The 15,883-nt window shown below is 63.5% G+C and carries 12 protein-coding genes; 2 read left to right on the top strand and 10 right to left on the bottom strand.

Going from position 1 to position 15,883, the window contains the following annotated elements:
- Window positions 1–107: 107 nt before the first annotated feature.
- The 9 genes from GXH28_RS07545 to GXH28_RS07505 form a co-directional block, all read right to left on the bottom strand.
- A complete protein-coding gene (locus GXH28_RS07545; RefSeq protein ID WP_169238413.1) occupies window positions 108–2,252 on the bottom strand; it encodes an ATP-dependent helicase in 2,145 nt (714 codons plus the stop codon).
- Window positions 2,253–2,322: 70 nt separating this feature from the next.
- Complete coding sequence (locus tag GXH28_RS07540) at window positions 2,323–4,152, bottom strand: serine/threonine protein kinase (RefSeq protein ID WP_169238412.1); 1,830 nt, start codon at window positions 4,150–4,152, stop codon at window positions 2,323–2,325.
- A 121-nt stretch (window positions 4,153–4,273) separates the two neighbouring features.
- Window positions 4,274–5,506 (bottom strand): CPBP family intramembrane glutamic endopeptidase, encoded by a 1,233-nt coding sequence (locus GXH28_RS07535; protein ID WP_169238411.1) that lies wholly within the window; start codon window positions 5,504–5,506, stop codon window positions 4,274–4,276.
- A 12-nt stretch (window positions 5,507–5,518) separates the two neighbouring features.
- The gene (gene coaE, locus GXH28_RS07530) at window positions 5,519–6,112 is read right to left on the bottom strand and encodes a dephospho-CoA kinase (protein WP_169238410.1); all 594 of its coding nucleotides are present in this window, start codon (window positions 6,110–6,112) and stop codon (window positions 5,519–5,521) included.
- Between the two features lie 27 nt (window positions 6,113–6,139).
- The gene (locus tag GXH28_RS07525) at window positions 6,140–7,216 is read right to left on the bottom strand and encodes a branched-chain amino acid aminotransferase (protein ID WP_169238409.1); all 1,077 of its coding nucleotides are present in this window, start codon (window positions 7,214–7,216) and stop codon (window positions 6,140–6,142) included.
- A 76-nt stretch (window positions 7,217–7,292) separates the two neighbouring features.
- Entirely contained in the window at window positions 7,293–8,339 is a 1,047-nt protein-coding gene (locus GXH28_RS07520) for an SPFH domain-containing protein (protein ID WP_169238408.1), read from the bottom strand.
- A gap of 93 nt (window positions 8,340–8,432) precedes the next feature.
- Complete coding sequence (locus GXH28_RS07515; protein ID WP_169238407.1) at window positions 8,433–8,951, bottom strand: hypothetical protein; 519 nt, start codon at window positions 8,949–8,951, stop codon at window positions 8,433–8,435.
- A gap of 135 nt (window positions 8,952–9,086) precedes the next feature.
- Complete coding sequence (locus GXH28_RS07510; protein ID WP_169238406.1) at window positions 9,087–9,596, bottom strand: hypothetical protein; 510 nt, start codon at window positions 9,594–9,596, stop codon at window positions 9,087–9,089.
- 84 nt (window positions 9,597–9,680) lie between these two features.
- Window positions 9,681–11,621, bottom strand: coding sequence for a DUF2207 domain-containing protein (locus GXH28_RS07505; protein WP_169238405.1), 1,941 nt, complete (start codon window positions 11,619–11,621; stop codon window positions 9,681–9,683).
- A 229-nt stretch (window positions 11,622–11,850) separates the two neighbouring features.
- On the opposite strand from GXH28_RS07505, the gene GXH28_RS07500 reads away from it, so the two are divergent.
- Window positions 11,851–12,831: a 2-hydroxyacid dehydrogenase gene (locus GXH28_RS07500; protein ID WP_169238404.1), complete on the top strand. Its 981-nt coding sequence runs from the start codon at window positions 11,851–11,853 to the stop codon at window positions 12,829–12,831.
- 3 nt (window positions 12,832–12,834) lie between these two features.
- Here GXH28_RS07500 and GXH28_RS07495 read toward each other — a convergent pair whose 3' ends face one another.
- Window positions 12,835–13,542 carry a cysteine hydrolase family protein gene (locus tag GXH28_RS07495; RefSeq protein ID WP_169238403.1) on the bottom strand — a complete coding sequence of 236 codons (708 nt, stop codon included), beginning with the start codon at window positions 13,540–13,542 and terminating at the stop codon, window positions 12,835–12,837.
- A gap of 285 nt (window positions 13,543–13,827) precedes the next feature.
- Here GXH28_RS07495 and GXH28_RS07490 point away from each other — a divergent pair, with 285 nt between their 5' ends.
- The gene (locus GXH28_RS07490) at window positions 13,828–15,840 is read left to right on the top strand and encodes an acetoacetate--CoA ligase (protein ID WP_169238402.1); all 2,013 of its coding nucleotides are present in this window, start codon (window positions 13,828–13,830) and stop codon (window positions 15,838–15,840) included.
- Window positions 15,841–15,883: the final 43 nt, after the last annotated feature.

The raw sequence follows: 15,883 nt of genomic DNA, 5'->3' as shown, positions 1-15,883 counted from the left end.
CGCGTGCCCCACCTCGGGCTTGATATGCCAAGCGTCGCTGCCCGGTTTTAAGCGAAATCGCCGAGGCCGGGTATAGCCATCCAGCCAGTGCGGGCCTGCGCGACCGGTCAGCGTCGCTGCTTCTTCAGCCCGCTCAGCACCGCCGAAAGCCGCTTGCCGCCGGCATGCTCGAAGAACACTTCCACCTCTTCATCGTCGCGCACGCGGGTGCTACGCAGCACCAGGCCATGGCCAAAGCGCGGATGTACCACGCGGTCGCCTGGCTTGAATTGCGTATCGGCGAGCGCGGCCGGCGGCTCCGGCGGGCGATCGCTGCGCCACGTCGTCGCATCACGCAGAACCTCGCGATTCGAACGCGGCTTGCCGTCCACCACTTCGTCGGGCAGGTCAGCGAGAAAGCGCGAAGGCTCGGCCACATCACTCGCGCCCCACTGCGAGCGGCGAAAAGGCCGCAGCAAGTACAGACGCTCTTTCGCCCGTGTGATGCCGACATACAGCAGCCGACGCTCCTCGGCCAAGTGTTCGGGGTTGTCCATGTTGCGGCTGTGCGGCAACACCCCTTCCACCAGGCCGACGATGAACACCACTTTGAACTCCAGGCCCTTGGCTGCGTGGAGTGTCAGCAGCGTGGGGGCGTTCGCGTTCTCGTCGTAGTTATCCACATCGCTCACCAGGGCAACTTCGCTGAGGAATTCGCTCAGCGGCAGGTCGCCGGCTTCGGCAGCCACATTGCGCAGCTCCATCACGTTGGCCCAGCGTTCCTCGCCCTCCGCCGTCCCATCTTTCAGATAGTCCTTATAACCGCTGGTCTGGATGATGTGGTCGAACAACTGGCCGACGCTCAGCTCGCTGCGCAGACGCACCCACTGCGCCCACAGCGCGCCGAATTCCCCGAGCGCGCGCGCGCCGCGGCCCGACCCGCTCCCTTGCTGGATAACGTCCAGGCACGTCAGGCCGGCGGTGCGAGACGCGGCTTCGAGTTGTGCGAAGGTCTTATCGCCTATGCCGCGCGGGGGTACGTTGATGATGCGCTTGAGGCTTACCCAATCGGATGGGTTATTCACAATGCGCAGATAAGCCAGCACGTCCTTGACCTCTTTGCGCGCGTAGAAGCGCGTTGCGCCGACCAGGCGATAGGGCATGCCGGCGCGCACGAAGGCATCTTCAATGGCGCGCGACTGCGCGTTGGTGCGATACATCACGGCGATCTCACCCGGCTCAGCCGCCTTGAGCCGCACCAGCTCGGCGATGGTATCCACCACATACTGCGCCTCTTCCTCTTCGTTGAACATCTCACGCACGGCGATCTTTGGCCCATAGCCCCGCTGAGTGAACAAGTTGACGTGCAAGCGATTCGGGTTCTTCTTGATCACGGCCATGGCCGCATCCAGGATCGTCTGCGTTGAGCGATAGTTCTGCTCCAGCGCGATGATGTTGAGGTCGGGATAATCCTCGCGCAAGCGCAGCACGTTGCGATGGTCGGCGCCGCGCCAGGCATAGATGCTCTGATCTGCATCGCCCACGCAGAACACGCTGCGATGTTTGCCAGCGATCAGCTTGATCAGCTCGTATTGCGCGATGTTGGTATCCTGAAACTCATCCACCAACACGTGCAGGTAGCGATCCTGCACCTTGTCGCGAATGGTCGCGCTGCGCTGCAACAGCAACACGGCCTCCATCAGCAGGTCATCGAAATCCAGCGCGTTGTTGGCGCGCAGCATGGCGTTGTAGCGCGCATAGACGCGACCGACGATCTCGCCAAAGTAGGAATCTGGCTTGTAGCGCTCCGGCGTCACCAGTTCATTCTTGGCTGCGCTGATGGCGGCGTGGATGGACGCGGGCTTGTACTTCTTCTCGTCCAGATTTAGCTCGGCCAACGCCGCCTTCACCACATTGATCTGGTCGTCGCTGTCGTAGATGGTGAAATCGCGATCGAGGCCGGCCTGTTGCGCCTCGCGTCGCAGCAGGCGCGTGCAGATGCTGTGGAACGTGCCGAGCGTGAGGTCAGCGGTCGGGCCCGGGCCGGCCATACGGGTCAACCGGTCGCGCATCTCGCGCGCGGCCTTGTTGGTGAACGTCACCGCCATGATGCGATACGGGTAGACGTTCCGCGCGCCGATGAGATAGGCCACACGGCTGGTCAACACGCGCGTCTTGCCGCTGCCGGGCCCGGCCAAGATGAGCGTCGGCCCATCCGGCGCTTCAACCGCTCTGCGCTGCTGCGGATTCAGGCCATCGAGGATCGAAACCATAGCGTGATTTTCTCACGGGCTTTGCCGAGCAGCGCCGTATGTCGTCCCGCGAGCGAGCCGTAGCCATCATCTAAGGGGTTGGCGTCTCGGTAGGCGTCGGGGTTGGCGTCGCTGTGTCTGTCGGCGTCGGGGTCGGCGTGGGTGTCGGCGTCTCAGTAGGCGTCGGCGTGCTGGTAGGGGTTGGCGTTGCCGTGGCAGTCGGCGTCGGCGTTCGGGTAGGGGTTGGCGTTGCCGTGGCGGTCGGCGTCGGCGTTCGGGTAGGGGTTGGCGTTGCCGTGGCGGTCGGCGTCGGCGTTCGGGTAGGGGTTGGCGTTGCCGTGGCGGTCGGCGTCGGCGTTCGGGTGTGTGTGGATGTAGGCGTCGGCGTCTCAGTGGGCGCTGGGGTCGGCGTTGGTTCGGGGGTAGCCGTGGGCGGCACGATTACGATCACCGTCGGCAAGGCCGACAGCCCATCCGGGTTGAGGACTTGCACGACTCCGGCAAAGATGTAACCGACGCGGTCATCCGCTAGCCGCATCAGATACCAATCCCCATCGCGTTGAACAGAGACAGCGCTTGGGATGATTTCCGTGTCCGCCGGCAACTGAGCCAGGATGGGAAACTGAGTGCTCGGGCCGGCGCGCACATTGGCGAACTGAATGACACGCAGGCGCACGAGTTTGGGCGCGGATGTATCGGTCAGCTTTGGAGCCGGTTCCATGGTGGACGCAGGGCTTTGGGTGGGCGTCGGCACAACCGGCGCCGGCGCGACCCGCGTCGGCAGGAGCGACATGGTTGCAGAAGCGGTTGGGCTGGGCATCACGCCCCCGGGCGAGCGGGCCGCGCCGCCGCTGCGCTGAAATAGAGCCAACAACAACACCCCCAACCCGACAAGCAAGAGCGTAGCTACGGCTGCTGCGCCGGCAATAAGGACGCGCTGGAAGCCGCCTTCCGGCTCAGGCGCCACGCGCGGCATCCACTCTGTCGTTACGGCCGGCTCAAGGGCTGAATCGCTCAACTGGAGCACTGCAGCGCGCGAGGTCGTGTGGGGCTTCTTGCGCACGATCAATGGGGGCATCGTCCGCTCCGCAGACAGCGCCCCTGTCACCGCCTCGGCGAAGGCGGCCGCCATCTCACCGGCAGTGGCAAAGCGGGCGCCCGGCTCCTTCGCCATCGCCTTCTCCACAACGGCAATACATGCGTCTGGCAGATCAGGGCGATGTTGGCGCAGATTCGGCACCGGCTCCGTCACGTGCTTCATCGCTACGCTGATGCCCGTTGGCCCCTTATAAGGCGGCGCACCGGTCAACATCTCATACAGCACCGCGCCTAGCGAGTACACATCGCTGCGCTCATCGAGCAGCCTGCCCAGGGCTTGCTCTGGGCTCATGTAGGCCGGCGTGCCCAACACCACGCTGCCGGTCAGCGTCGGTGCCTCCGCGCTGCCTTCGTGCACTTTCTTGACGATGCCGAAATCGCTGAGAAAGGCTTCGCCGTAGTTGTCGAACAGGATATTGCCCGGCTTCAGATCGCGATGGATGATGTGCTGTGCATGCGCAGCGTCAAGCGCATGCGCAACGCGCTCCAGGATGCGTTTGGCATCGGCCAAGTTCAGCCGGCCGTAGGTCAGCATATCGGCCAGCGAGCCGCCGGGCATATAGCGCATCACGATGTAAGGTTGGTCGTCTTCCTCGCCGAAATCGTAGATCGGCACAATGGCCGGATGGTCGAGCTGCGCGACGGCGCGCACTTCGCGCACGAAGCGCGCGCGCGCCACAACCTGGTCGGCCAGGCTGCGCGGCAGCACTTTGACGGCGACATCCCGACCGATGCTCGGGTCATAGGCGAGATAGACGACCGACATACCGCCGCAGTTCAGCTCAGCTTTGATCTGGTAGCGACCGATATTCCGCAGCTTCATGACTCGGCATGCTTTCCCGTTGCCCTCTATGCTTACCTCACCCCGAGCGCTCGTAATGGGCCGGAAGAGATGCACTTCCGCGAGACCTCTCAAGCCGGTCCGGATCGAAGCGCTCGAACGCTCAGCCGCTGAACAATAACCATCTCACCCAGCGCGCACAAGCATGGACGACGCCGGCAGCCACAATGTTCCGCGTGGCTAGGAAGGCGCGTGCGCACAAGATGCCTGCTAACGTTGCCAGGATGAACGTCCAACTGATGCCGGCTGAGTTGTGTGCGTGTGCCGCGCCAAAAAGGACGCTGCTGATGACAGCAGCCACGCCAGCATCCAGGCGCAACGCATCTTGAAGATAGGGCAGCAGCGTGCCGCGAAAGAGGATCTCCTGCGGCAACGCCACCAGCAAGAAGATGTTCAGCGCCTGTGTCGCCGCTTCAAGCGGCGGAGGGCCTTGAAACGCGGGCACGAGCGCGCCCGTCACCAACCCAGTCGGCACACCGAGCGCCGCCAACAGGGCGAGGTTTGCGGCCGCTACGCTCACGCTGCGTGGCGAGGGCTTAAACAGCATCCCCAGCCGGTCGAAGCGACCGGCTACCGCAAGCACATATAAAAAGAGCGGAATGACCGCAAGCTGGAAGTAAGTCACCTCCACGTCGTGGACGATGGGGAAAGCGGGGAACGCTCCGAATTGCCAGGCATACCACAATGACAGCACAGCACACACGAAGAGGAAGTTGAGCTGCTGCTTCTGCTGACGCGTGGTGAATAGTAGCAATGCGAGCGGCAACAAGAAGGCGCCGATGCGTGTGGCGATATCGAACGTCGTGAGAGGCTCAGGCGAAGCGCCGATGCCCGAGTCTGGCGCATACGGCAGCAGCAAGGGAAATGCCACAGTAACCAGACCGAGCGATATATCGGCGCGACGTAACCGCGGCACATTCAGGATGGCGCATGCGACTGGCAGAAAGATGAGCGCGCCGATCAGCAACAATCCCGTCAGCTCAACGTTGAGCGCCACGTGCGCGTATAACATCACGGGCGCCAACGGGGCCAATGCCAATAGTGCCATGCCCAACGGCTGGCTTTCGGCTTGACGGCGGATGGCTGCAGCCACAGTCGGCACGCTTGCTAACAAATAGGCTGCTGCCGGCAAACCGTAGAGCAGCAACGGATACAGCGCCTGTTCAAGCGACAGCACGTTAAGCTGCCGAATCAAGACGCCAATGAGCAACACAAACAAGACCGCGCGGATGCCCCATTCCAGAACGGTGAGGCTTCCTGCGAAAGATCCGGCCAACGGCGTCCCCTCACCCTCAGCAGATGCCGCCGTTACGCTCGACCGGCCGAGCGAGTCCATACGCCGACGATTCTAGCATCGCGCGGCCATCCAAGCGGTCTCTACTTGCTGACGAGTGTCTTCCAAGCTGCCCGATGTGTCAATCACCACATCGGCTCGTGCGAGCTTATCGGCTTGTGGATTTTGCGCCTCGACGCGCATGCGCGCCTCCGTGAGGGAAAGGCCGCGGTCGCTCACCAGCCGCGCCACTTGCATCTCCGGCGGACAATGCGTTACCCACACCTGGTCGCACTCGCGCGCCCAGCCACTCTCGAAGAGTTTGATGACTTCAATAACCACCACCGCATCGTCCGGCTGCGCGCGGATGGCGCGCCACATCGCTTCACGCACGGCTGGGTGGATGATCGCCTCGAGCTGTTTGAGCCGATCCGCATCGCCGAACACGAGACGCGCCATCTTGGAACGGTCAAGCGCCCCGTTGGGCAGGAGCACGTCCGACCCAAAGGTGCGCACGATCTGATCCAACGTCGGCTGACCCGGGCGCACGACCTCGCGCGCAACCTGATCGGCGTCAATGACGACCGCGCCGAGTTCGCGCAGCATACGAGCGACGGTGCTTTTGCCCGTTGCAATGTTGCCGGTGAGGCCGATGAGCAAGCGCGGCATAGCGCGAGCGGCAGGCCTGGCCGGCCCTCACCGACCATCCACTTCGATCTTGTGCGTCCAGCGATAGGGATCGGTGACGCGACCGTACTGGATGTCGGTCAGGCTCTTGAAGAGATGATCGGCGACCGGGCCCGGCGCATGGCGCACCCGGTAGTCCTTGCCGCAGTAGCCCATCTTGTCCACCGGCGCAATCACCGCGGCCGTGCCCATGCCGAACACCTCGGTGATCTCGCCGGATTCGATGTCGCGCAGCACATCACTCAACGCCAGGCGCGCTTCCGACGCCGTGTAGCCCAGATCGGGCGCCAGCTTGAGCACCGAATCGCGCGTCACCCCTTCCAAGATGCTGCCCGACAGCTCAGGCGTGACGATGTGTTTGCCGCCATAGACGAACGCGATGTTCATCGCGCCCACTTCCTCGATATATTTGCGCTCGATCGCATCCAGCCAAAGCACCTGCTGATAGCCCAGGCGCTTCACCCGTTCGCTCTCGCGCAGGCTGGCGGCATAGTTGCCGCCGGTCTTGGCTGCGCCGGTGCCGCCGCGCACGGCGCGCACATACTGATCCGACACGAACACAGAAACCGGCTTGAAGCCTGTGGAGAAGTAGGCTCCGGCAGGGCCGACGATGATGTAATGCAGATAGCTTTTGCTGGCATATACGCCCAAGCCCACGTCCGTGGCTATCATCACCGGGCGGATGTAGAGCGACTCGCCCTCGCCGCTGGGCACCCACGCGTGCTCCAGCCGCACCAGCGCGACGATCGCTTCTAGATGCGCCTCGGGATCCACTTGCGGCATCGCCATGCGATCGGCGGAGCGGTTGAAGCGCGCGACGTTCTCCCAAGGACGGAACAGGTTGATATGCCCATCAGGACGGCGATAGGCTTTTGTGCCTTCGAAGATCTCCTGGGCGTAGTGCAGCACGGCCGTGGCCGGATCGAGCGACAGCGGCTGATAGGGGCCGATCTTGGCATCGTGCCAGCCTTTCTCCTCGGTCCACCACTGGCTGAACATGCGATTGGTAAACGTCTTGCCGAAAACCGGCTTCTCGACAAGCGGCGGCCGCGCGTTCGGCCCCAATGGCTCAATCGTGATGTTCATGATCATTCCACACCTGATCAAAACTCCTCGACGACATTCCAGGCTTCCGGCGGGGCGCCTGGATGCGGATTGCCCACTAGCGCATCGCTTTCTGCAGGGCTTGCTCTAGATTCTCGCGCAGTTTGTGGTAGGTCGCTTCGCTGATCTCGCCGTTCGCCAGGCGCAAGTCGAGGTGAATCAATGCCTGCTCGATTTGCGCCTTCGTGGCTGGGGCAGCCGCCGCGCCGCCGGCAGGGGGCTGCTGCCCTGCTGGCTGTGCAGGGGGCTGCGGCGGCTGTTGCATCCCCTGCCGGATGGCATCGGCCATGGCCTGGCCGATGCCAATGCCGGCGCCCAGGCCGACGCCAACCCCCGCGCCGCCGCCGGGGTTCTGCGCCGCTTCGCGCATCGCCTGGCCGGCTTGATACTGCGTATAGGTCGCGCCGACTGCGCCCATCGCGCTGCGGGTGGCAATGGCCTTCGCCGTCTCCTCGCCAGGCTGAATGCTGACGACATACACCTTCTTCAGCGCAATGCCGATGGCTGCGAAGTCGTCCGCGGCCTTGGCCTGGATGGCTGCCCCAAGGTCGGCCTGGAGCGCCGCTAAGTCCAGCAGCGACTTGGTCTTCATCGTCGCGCCCATCACGCTGGCGATCTCGCTGACCAGGATGCTGCGCAGATAATCCTGGATTTGCGAGGTGGTGTAGATGCCCTGCACGCCGACGATCTGATTGACGAAGCGCTGCGGATCTTGGATCTGCATGGAATAGGTGCCAAAAGCGCGCAACTGCACCATGCCGAGCACCGCATCCGGCGTCGTAATCTCCCCGGGGGTGCCCCACTTCATGTCCACGAATTCCTTCGTGGTGACGAAGTACACCTCGGCCGGGAAGGGCGTGCGCGAATTCGTCGCCAGGCCGATCAGGCCGGACAACAACGGCAAGTTCATCGTCGTCAGCGTGTGACGCCCTTCGGTGAACATGTCCAGCGCTTTGCCATCGCGGTAGAAGACTGCGACCTGCGCCCCGCGCACAATCACCTGCGAGCCCAGGCGAATGTCGCCGCTGCCCTGCTCCGGCACGCGCTTGACGATGTCGTTGGGCCCCTGATCCGGCCATTCAATTACATCAATGATTCGAGCCATTTTCTCTCCTTTTGTCCCCACTCACCGCTCCTGACTCCCCAATCACGATTTGTGTTCCGTGAAGTGGAAGTCGGAAGTGGGATGTTGGAATCCTTAAATCCCCGTGATCACCTTGCTGCGCTGCGCGAACAAATCGGCGGCTGCCTTCACCGCCCTGTTGGCGCGCGTCAGCGCCGTCTGGAGTGATGTCGCATCATCCGTCGCACGTTCCAAATCGTCAATCGCCACCCGAATTTTGTCCAGTTCGTCGAGGAGCTGACGGTCGAATTCCTCAAGCCGATCGAGGTCGTCCTCTTTCACGCGCACGGCGTCGAAGAAGCCGGCGTAGCCCTGCGGTGCATGGCGGATACGGTCAATCAGCGTTTGCAGCGCGGTCTTCAACGCGCCGATGGCGTCCATCCACTCGACGCCGATGTGATTCAGCACAGCAGTCTGAACCGGTGTGATGCGGTCCAGTTGCATGGTGAAGTCACGCACCAGCGATTCGCGCAAGAGCCGATCGGCCTCACGACGCATCTCCTTCTCCTTGTAGCCCGTGTAGCCGGGAAGCTTGCCGATGACGCTCTCCAGCGTCCCCCTTTCCCTGCGGATGTTCTCGTAATTTGCACTCATGCTGCCTCCTAAGGCCGGTGAGCGGCAAGCAGAAACTTAGTAAATAGCAAGCAGCAATTTCCAGTGTCTTGCGCTCGCTTGCAGATTCCTACTTATCACTCACCACTTACCACTTACTACTTACTACTTACCACCTCACGACGTCGTGAAGATCTCGCTGCCGCAGTAGGGACACTTCACCAGCCCCTTGCCGGCGAGGGTCAACTGACCGCCGCACTTCGGGCAGGTGCCGCTCTTCAGCTTCGACGCATCGGACGAATACAACACGCCGTCGTCCCAGTCCACATAGCCGCTGAACAATTGCTTGCCGATCAAGTCGTAGATGAGCTGCTTCATCTGATCGCGGTTGAGGCCCAACTCGATCGCTGCCATCGAAATGTCCACTTTGCCTTGCGTTTGCACCAGGCCGAGCAGCTTCTGCTGCTGCCTGATCTGCGCCATCTCAACCGCTTCGAGCCGGCCTTTGCTCAATGTGTACATGCCCAGCCCAACCAGCGGCGCGGCGATGATGAACGCAAAGGCGATCGCCAGGATGCGCGCGCCCTGCGTCTCGATCGAGCCGCCCAGCGCCCACAACGCGCCAAGGAGAAAAATGCCCGCGCCGATGCCGAGCAGGATGTAGCCGAGCATTTTGCCTTGATTCATGATGCCTATTTGCCTCCTTGCCTCCTTGATCGACAACCCGAAGGATAGGCGCGACCGATTCTTTCTCTGCACACCTTGCGCGGCCTAGCCAAAGCCACCGCCCCCTCTGCCTGAGCTCCCGCCACCGAAGCCGCCGCCACCGCTCCAGCCGCCGCCGGAGCGACCGCTGCTCCATCTGCCCGTGCTTGGGCTGGAAACCGGCCGACTGCCGAACGTGGCGGACATGGATTCGAACATCGAGGCCAACCCACCCTCGATCGAGGTGATGCCACGCCCCATCGCTTGCTCCAAGCCTTCGAGGCTGCCGCCGGCGCGCGCCCGGCCGCTGATGTCGCCGCGCGGCTCCAATCGACCGAGCGCTTCGCCGGTGGCCGGCGCGCCGGCCACCGGCCCGCGTCGGCCGCCATAGGCAGGATCGTAGTATGGCCGCGGCCCCATCGGCACATACCAGGGCGGCATCGGCGCATCCACCGCGGCGAACTTCTTCGTCCAACTGTGCTCTAGGCCGAAGGCGATGGCGTAGGGCAGATACTTCTCGAACAAGTCCTTGGACTCCCGAACATCGGTGTATTTCTCGATGTTCTGCAAATAGCGCTTGAAGGCCTCGGCGCGCATGCGCATATCCGCGCCTTTGCGTGTGCGCACCGGCATGTTCTTGGCGATGAGGAAGAAGGCCAGCGCGGTGACGCCGAACGCCATCGGCAGGCAGATCGCATAATCCGTCAACTCGCCCAGCAAAGCAATTGCGGCGCAAAAAGCCAACGCCGCGATCAGCGCAAGCGCCATTGCCAGCGACTGATACGCGGCGCGCGTGGCGTTCGGCGCATGGTTGTAATAGCCCTCACGCACCATCTCTTCATACAGCGCGTGTTGCAGCGCGGGCAGCTTGGCGTAGAACCGGTTGCGCAAGCTGGATAGCGCGCGCTCGCCCTGGCTGAGTTGGAGCGCGTCCACCAGCTTCTGCTCAAACGGCCTCAGCTCCAGCTTGCCGAAGTTCTCCCCTGGCTCGAATATCCAGTCTGTGATGGTGAGCGCGCCGCCCAGCGCCTCTACCGGTTTCTCCTTCATCGTCAGCACGCCGCGCCGCGCCAGATCCACAAGCGTGGCGACGAGATCCTGTATGTCGGCCGTCTCATCAATCAATGCGCCGAGCACACCGGGGGGGGCATCGGGCGGCTCGGTCAGATACTGCGCCACAAGGCCGACGTCGGGATCTCGCCCCCGTGTGTAGTACAAGACGGCGGCCAGCGCCGGCCCGCCCAGGAAAATCAGCAGCGAAGCAAGCAAGGTGAAGAAGTCGTAGCGCGGCTTCTCGGCCTCCTCAAAACGCCGACGCGCATCGTAGGCCTGTTGCCATGGCGCCGGCTCGCCGGTGAGGATGCCATGCGGAAACTGCACCCGCACCTCCATCTGGTCGCCGCTGGGGATCGGCTCCAGCGCCTCGGCCACCACCACACTTTCGCCAAGGCCTTTGACGTTGGCGCGCACGCCGTATACCTCGGCGTTGGTCGCCGTCGCGCCGGCAGGTAGCCGGACGACCGCCCGCGCGTTTTGCACAGCGAAGCCGCCGCGACTCGGATATACCGCGGCCCAGAACACCTGATCGCCCTCGTTGTAGTAGCGAGTTGCGCCGACGACGGTGTAGTTCAGCACGAACGTGCGCTGCTCACCACGCGCCGGCGTCAGAAAGTAGTATTTGATGCGCAGTTTGTTATCGTCGGTATAGACGATTTCCGTCTCCAGCGGTTGGCCACGCTCGGTTACGACGATGTCGCGCACCTCGGTGAGGCGCGCCAACTCAATATCGCGAAAGCCCCACGAGAAGACGCCGCTGGTGAAATCAATGACGTTGGTCTCGGTGATCTTCAGATCGCCGTTGAGCTGCACCGCTATCTCGGTATCCAGCCGCGTCCACACCAGCGATTTGGTCTCAGCATAGACGGCGATGGGGGTGAGAACCACAGCCATGCCGAGGAGGCCGGCAAGAGCGAAGCGCAGCACGGGGCGGGACTGGGAAGCTGGCATAGGATAATTCACTGATGAGAGGCCGCCACTTTTCTTGCGTGGCTGCTGCGTCAGCATGGCCTAGTTTAGCGCAAAACGTCCCTCCGGACTGTGTGGCAGCGCGCGATCTCCGGCATCCAGCCGAGCATCCTCGTGATGCTTCAGGCGACGACGGAACGACGGGGTGATTCTTGACACCCCCCGCGTCGCGGCTACACTCGAATGGGAATCTCGCTTTGAGTCATCCGCTATGTCCAAACCCCGTGCGTTCATCTCCAGGCGCATTCCCCAGCCTGCGATTGACCTCATCGCCGCCGCCTGCGACTACGGCATCTGGGACGACTGGATGGCCGCTCCACGCGATGTCTTCCTGCGCGAGGCAGCGCAGTCGGATGGCGTGCTGGTGATGCCGAGCGAGCAGATCAACGAGGAGTTCCTCGACGCAGCGCCGCGCGTCAAGATCGTCGCCAACATGGCCGTCGGCTACGACAACATTGACGTGCCGGCGCTCACCCGGCGCGGCGTGCTGGCGACGAACACGCCCGACGTGCTGACCGAGACCACTGCCGACATCGCGTGGGCGCTGCTCATGGCTGCTGCGCGTCGCGTGGTCGAGGGACACAAGACGATAGAGGCCGGCCAATGGGGCGCGTGGCACCCCTTCTACATGCTCGGCCAAGATGTATATGGCGCGACCCTCGGCATCGTCGGCGCAGGACGGATCGGCGCAGCCGTAGCTCGGCGGGCGAAAGCGTTCAACATGCGCGTGCTGTATCACAACCGCCGGCGCGCGCCGCATTTGGAAGTGGCGCTGGGCGCCGAGTACCGCGCCTTCGACGACCTGTTGCGAGAGAGCGACTTCGTAGTCATGACGGCGCCGCTCACCGACGAGACGCGCGGCCTGTTCGGCGCGCGCGAGTTTGCGTTGATGAAAGACACCGCCGTGTTCGTCAACGTCGCGCGCGGCGGCGTGGTGAAGGAAGCCGATTTGGTGGAGGCGCTGAAGCGCGGCCGGCCGTGGGCGGCCGGCCTGGACGTGTTCGAGGTAGAGCCGACGCCCAAGGACAACCCGCTCTTCGAGCTGCCCAACTTCGTCGGCACGCCGCACATCGGCAGCGCCACATTACGCACGCGCACGGCGATGGCCATGCTGGCCGCGCAGAACCTGGTCAACGTGCTCACCGGCAAGCCGCCGCTCACGCCCATCAACGCGCTGCCGAATCGGGTTTGAAGTTTATCGCGTGATCTTCTTCACCACCTCCACGCCGTTCGTCCACATGTTGTAGAGGAAGATCGCATGCAGCAGATCGCCGTCGTGCGCCGGGACGCCAAGCTTCTGCGCCGTCTTCACCGGCGTGTCGTAAGTCTGCACGCAGTTCTCCGGCACGATCACGCGCGTCTCCCGCTGCTGATATGCGTTGGCGCGCAGGCGCAGATGCATGGCGAGCTGATACGTGCACAGGTCGGTGCAGTCGCCGACGACGATGAACGTCGTCACGTCGGGATGCGCGTCCAGCCAGCGATCGAGGCCGGTGTTCTCCGCCGAAGAAATCGAGTTCTTCTCGAATACGACGAATTCACCGGCGAAAGGCAGTTTGCGCAACTCCGGCGCAGTTTGTGCTTCGACGTGGCCGCGCACGCAGTGCGGCGGATACTGCTTGAACTCCACGGCGTCCGGCTCGTGCGCGTCCTGCGTCAGGATGAAATGGCGCACGCCAGCGTCGTAGCAATCGCGGAAGAGCTTGACAATGGGCTTGACGATCCCCTGCACGCGCGGGCTGGCCAGCGGGCCGACGGTGCAGAAGCCGTTGATGATGTCCACCGAGGCCACAGCGACCCGCGCTGGATCGCCGATTAACTTCGACAGCTTTGCCGTCGGCAGACGACTCAGCCAGTCTTCGACGTAGGAAATGAACGGTCGGGATCGCGCTGCTAGAGACATGGTTGCCCTCCAAGGCGTTGAAGATCTTCCGATGCGCGCAATTCTAACGACCGTCGGGCGCCGCTTTCGTCGGCTACCATCATTCGTGCTGCGCTTTTCAGAGCGACACCTTGTGCGCAACCTCGGCGGCGCGGTCAAAGGATAGTCTTCTGTAGAGGCAGCGCAGGGCTAAGCCATTGCCAATACGGCGCGATGCTGCCACTCCTTCCGTTTCTGCTTTCGTTGGTCACGGCGCGTCAATGGTGAGGAGGTGTGGTCTCGGGCCACGCGTACAATCCCATCACAATGACCGTGCTCTGGCAGCCCTCGGATGCGCTTCGGCGCGACAGCAACCTGCAGCATTACATGGACTGGCTGGCGCAGCAGCGCACGCTGACCTTTGCGGACTACGACGGCTTGTGGCGTTGGTCGGTGAACGATTTGGAGTCGTTCTGGGGCACGCTGTGGGATTACTTTAGCGTACGCGCGTCGCAGCCGGCCCGCCAAGTCCTCGCCCGGCGCGACATGCCCGGCGCGCAGTGGTTCCCCGGCGCCGAGCTGAACTATGCCGAGCATGCCTTCCGCAACGCCGCCGGCGACCGGCCGGCGGTGATCTTCCGCACCGAGACGACGCGCCTGCGGCCTGAGACCAGCGCACTCTCGTGGGACGAACTGCGCCGCGCAGTGGCGGCGGTGGCAGCGGCGCTGCGCGAGCAGGGCGTCGGCGCCGGCGACCGCGTCGTCGCCTACATCCCCAATATGCCCGAGGCAGTCATCGCCTTTCTGGCCTGCGCCAGCCTGGGCGCGATCTGGTCGAGTTGTTCGCCGGACATCGGCGCGTCGGCAGCTTTAGACCGCTTCAAGCAGATCGAACCCAAGGCGCTGTTCGCCGTGGACGGCTACGTGTACAACGGCAAACCCAACGACCGGCGCGGCGCTGTCGCCGAGCTGATCCGTTCGCTGCCGACGTTGCGATGCGTGTTTCGCATCCCCTACTTGGAAGGCGACGCCCGGCCTTTCACCGATTCGGTCAGGGAAGTGGCCTGGGAGGACGCCCTCGGCGCGATGCGACACGCGCAGGACGACCTGCGCTTCGCGCCGGTCCCCTTTGACCATCCGTTGTGGGTGTTGTATTCCAGCGGCACGACCGGCCTGCCCAAGCCCATCGTGCACTCGCACGGCGGCATTTTGATCGAGCACCTCAAAGCGCTCTCCTTTCACCTCGACCTCAAGCCGAGCGACCGCTTCTTTTGGTTCACCACGACCGGCTGGATGATGTGGAACTTTGTGATCGGCGGCTTGCTGATCGGCAGCACCGTGCTGCTCTACGACGGCAGCCCGGCGCGCGATGAGATGGGGGCCTTGTGGCGCTTCGCCGAAGAGACGGGCATGACCATCTTCGGCACCAGCGCGGCGTACATCACCGGATGCATGAAGGCCGGCATCTCGCCGCGCCAACGCTACGACCTTGGCGCCCTGCGGCACATCGGCTCAACCGGTTCGCCGCTGTCCGAAGACGGCTTCCGCTGGGTCTATGCGCACGTCAAGCCTGACCTGTGGCTGGCCCCGATGAGCGGCGGCACCGACGTGTGCACGGCCTTTGTGGGCGGTTGTCCGCTGCTGCCCGTGCACCTGGGCGAGATGCAATGTCGCTATTTGGGCGCGCATGTGCAAGCCTTCGACGAGCAAGGCCGGCCGCTCGTGGACGAAGTGGGCGAGCTGGTCGTCACCGCGCCGATGCCTTCGATGCCGATCTACTTCTGGAACGATCCAGAGCTGTGCCGCTATCGCGAGAGTTACTTCGCGATGTTTCCGGGCGTATGGCGGCATGGCGACTGGGTGAGGATTACCCCGCGCGGCGGCGTGATCATCTATGGCCGCAGCGATGCCACCATCAACCGGCAGGGCGTGCGCATCGGCACCAGTGAACTCTACCGCGCGGTCGAAAGCGTGCCCGAAGTGTTGGATGCGCTCGTCATTGACTTGGAGATGTTAGGCCGGCCGTCCTATATGCCGTTATTCGTCGTGTTGCGCGAGGGCGTTGCGCTCGACGCGGCGCTCGTGGCGAGGATCAAGCAAACCATTCGCACCGAGCTTTCGCCGCGCCAAGTGCCCGACGACGTGATCGCCATCCCCGAAGTGCCGCGCACGCTGAACGGCAAGAAGTTGGAGGTGCCGGTCAAGAAGATTTTGCTGGGCGCGCCGCTGGAGAAGGCCGTTAACCTGGGTTCGGTGGCCAACCCACAAGCGTTGCAGTTCTTCGTCGAGTTCGCGCGCACGCTGAACCGCGCGGATGCGCCGAACCCTGCCGCCGAGTGACGTTGACGCGCTCAGGCGCTTTCTTTGTCCTGGTCGAAACACG

It is taken from the genome of Candidatus Roseilinea sp. NK_OTU-006, assembly GCF_012931985.1.
Classification (GTDB): Bacteria; Chloroflexota; Anaerolineae; order J036; family Brachytrichaceae; genus JAAFGM01.
This window is presented reverse-complemented; position numbering and strand designations above follow the sequence as displayed.

Bases quoted from the DNA above. Each gene is read 5' to 3' on its own strand.
- GXH28_RS07540 (WP_169238412.1), bottom strand. From the start codon at position 4,152: ATGAAGCTGCGGAATATCGGTCGCTACCAGATCAAAGCTGAGCTGAAC.
- coaE (WP_169238410.1), bottom strand. From the start codon at position 6,112: ATGCCGCGCTTGCTCATCGGCCTCACCGGCAACATTGCAACGGGCAAA.
- GXH28_RS07490 (WP_169238402.1), top strand. From the start codon at position 13,828: ATGACCGTGCTCTGGCAGCCCTCGGATGCGCTTCGGCGCGACAGCAAC.
- GXH28_RS07505 (WP_169238405.1), bottom strand. From the start codon at position 11,621: ATGCCAGCTTCCCAGTCCCGCCCCGTGCTGCGCTTCGCTCTTGCCGGC.
- GXH28_RS07520 (WP_169238408.1), bottom strand. From the start codon at position 8,339: ATGGCTCGAATCATTGATGTAATTGAATGGCCGGATCAGGGGCCCAAC.
- GXH28_RS07535 (WP_169238411.1), bottom strand. From the start codon at position 5,506: ATGGACTCGCTCGGCCGGTCGAGCGTAACGGCGGCATCTGCTGAGGGT.
- GXH28_RS07510 (WP_169238406.1), bottom strand. From the start codon at position 9,596: ATGAATCAAGGCAAAATGCTCGGCTACATCCTGCTCGGCATCGGCGCG.
- GXH28_RS07545 (WP_169238413.1), bottom strand. From the start codon at position 2,252: ATGGTTTCGATCCTCGATGGCCTGAATCCGCAGCAGCGCAGAGCGGTT.
- GXH28_RS07500 (WP_169238404.1), top strand. From the start codon at position 11,851: ATGTCCAAACCCCGTGCGTTCATCTCCAGGCGCATTCCCCAGCCTGCG.
- GXH28_RS07495 (WP_169238403.1), bottom strand. From the start codon at position 13,542: ATGTCTCTAGCAGCGCGATCCCGACCGTTCATTTCCTACGTCGAAGAC.
- GXH28_RS07515 (WP_169238407.1), bottom strand. From the start codon at position 8,951: ATGAGTGCAAATTACGAGAACATCCGCAGGGAAAGGGGGACGCTGGAG.
- GXH28_RS07525 (WP_169238409.1), bottom strand. From the start codon at position 7,216: ATGAACATCACGATTGAGCCATTGGGGCCGAACGCGCGGCCGCCGCTT.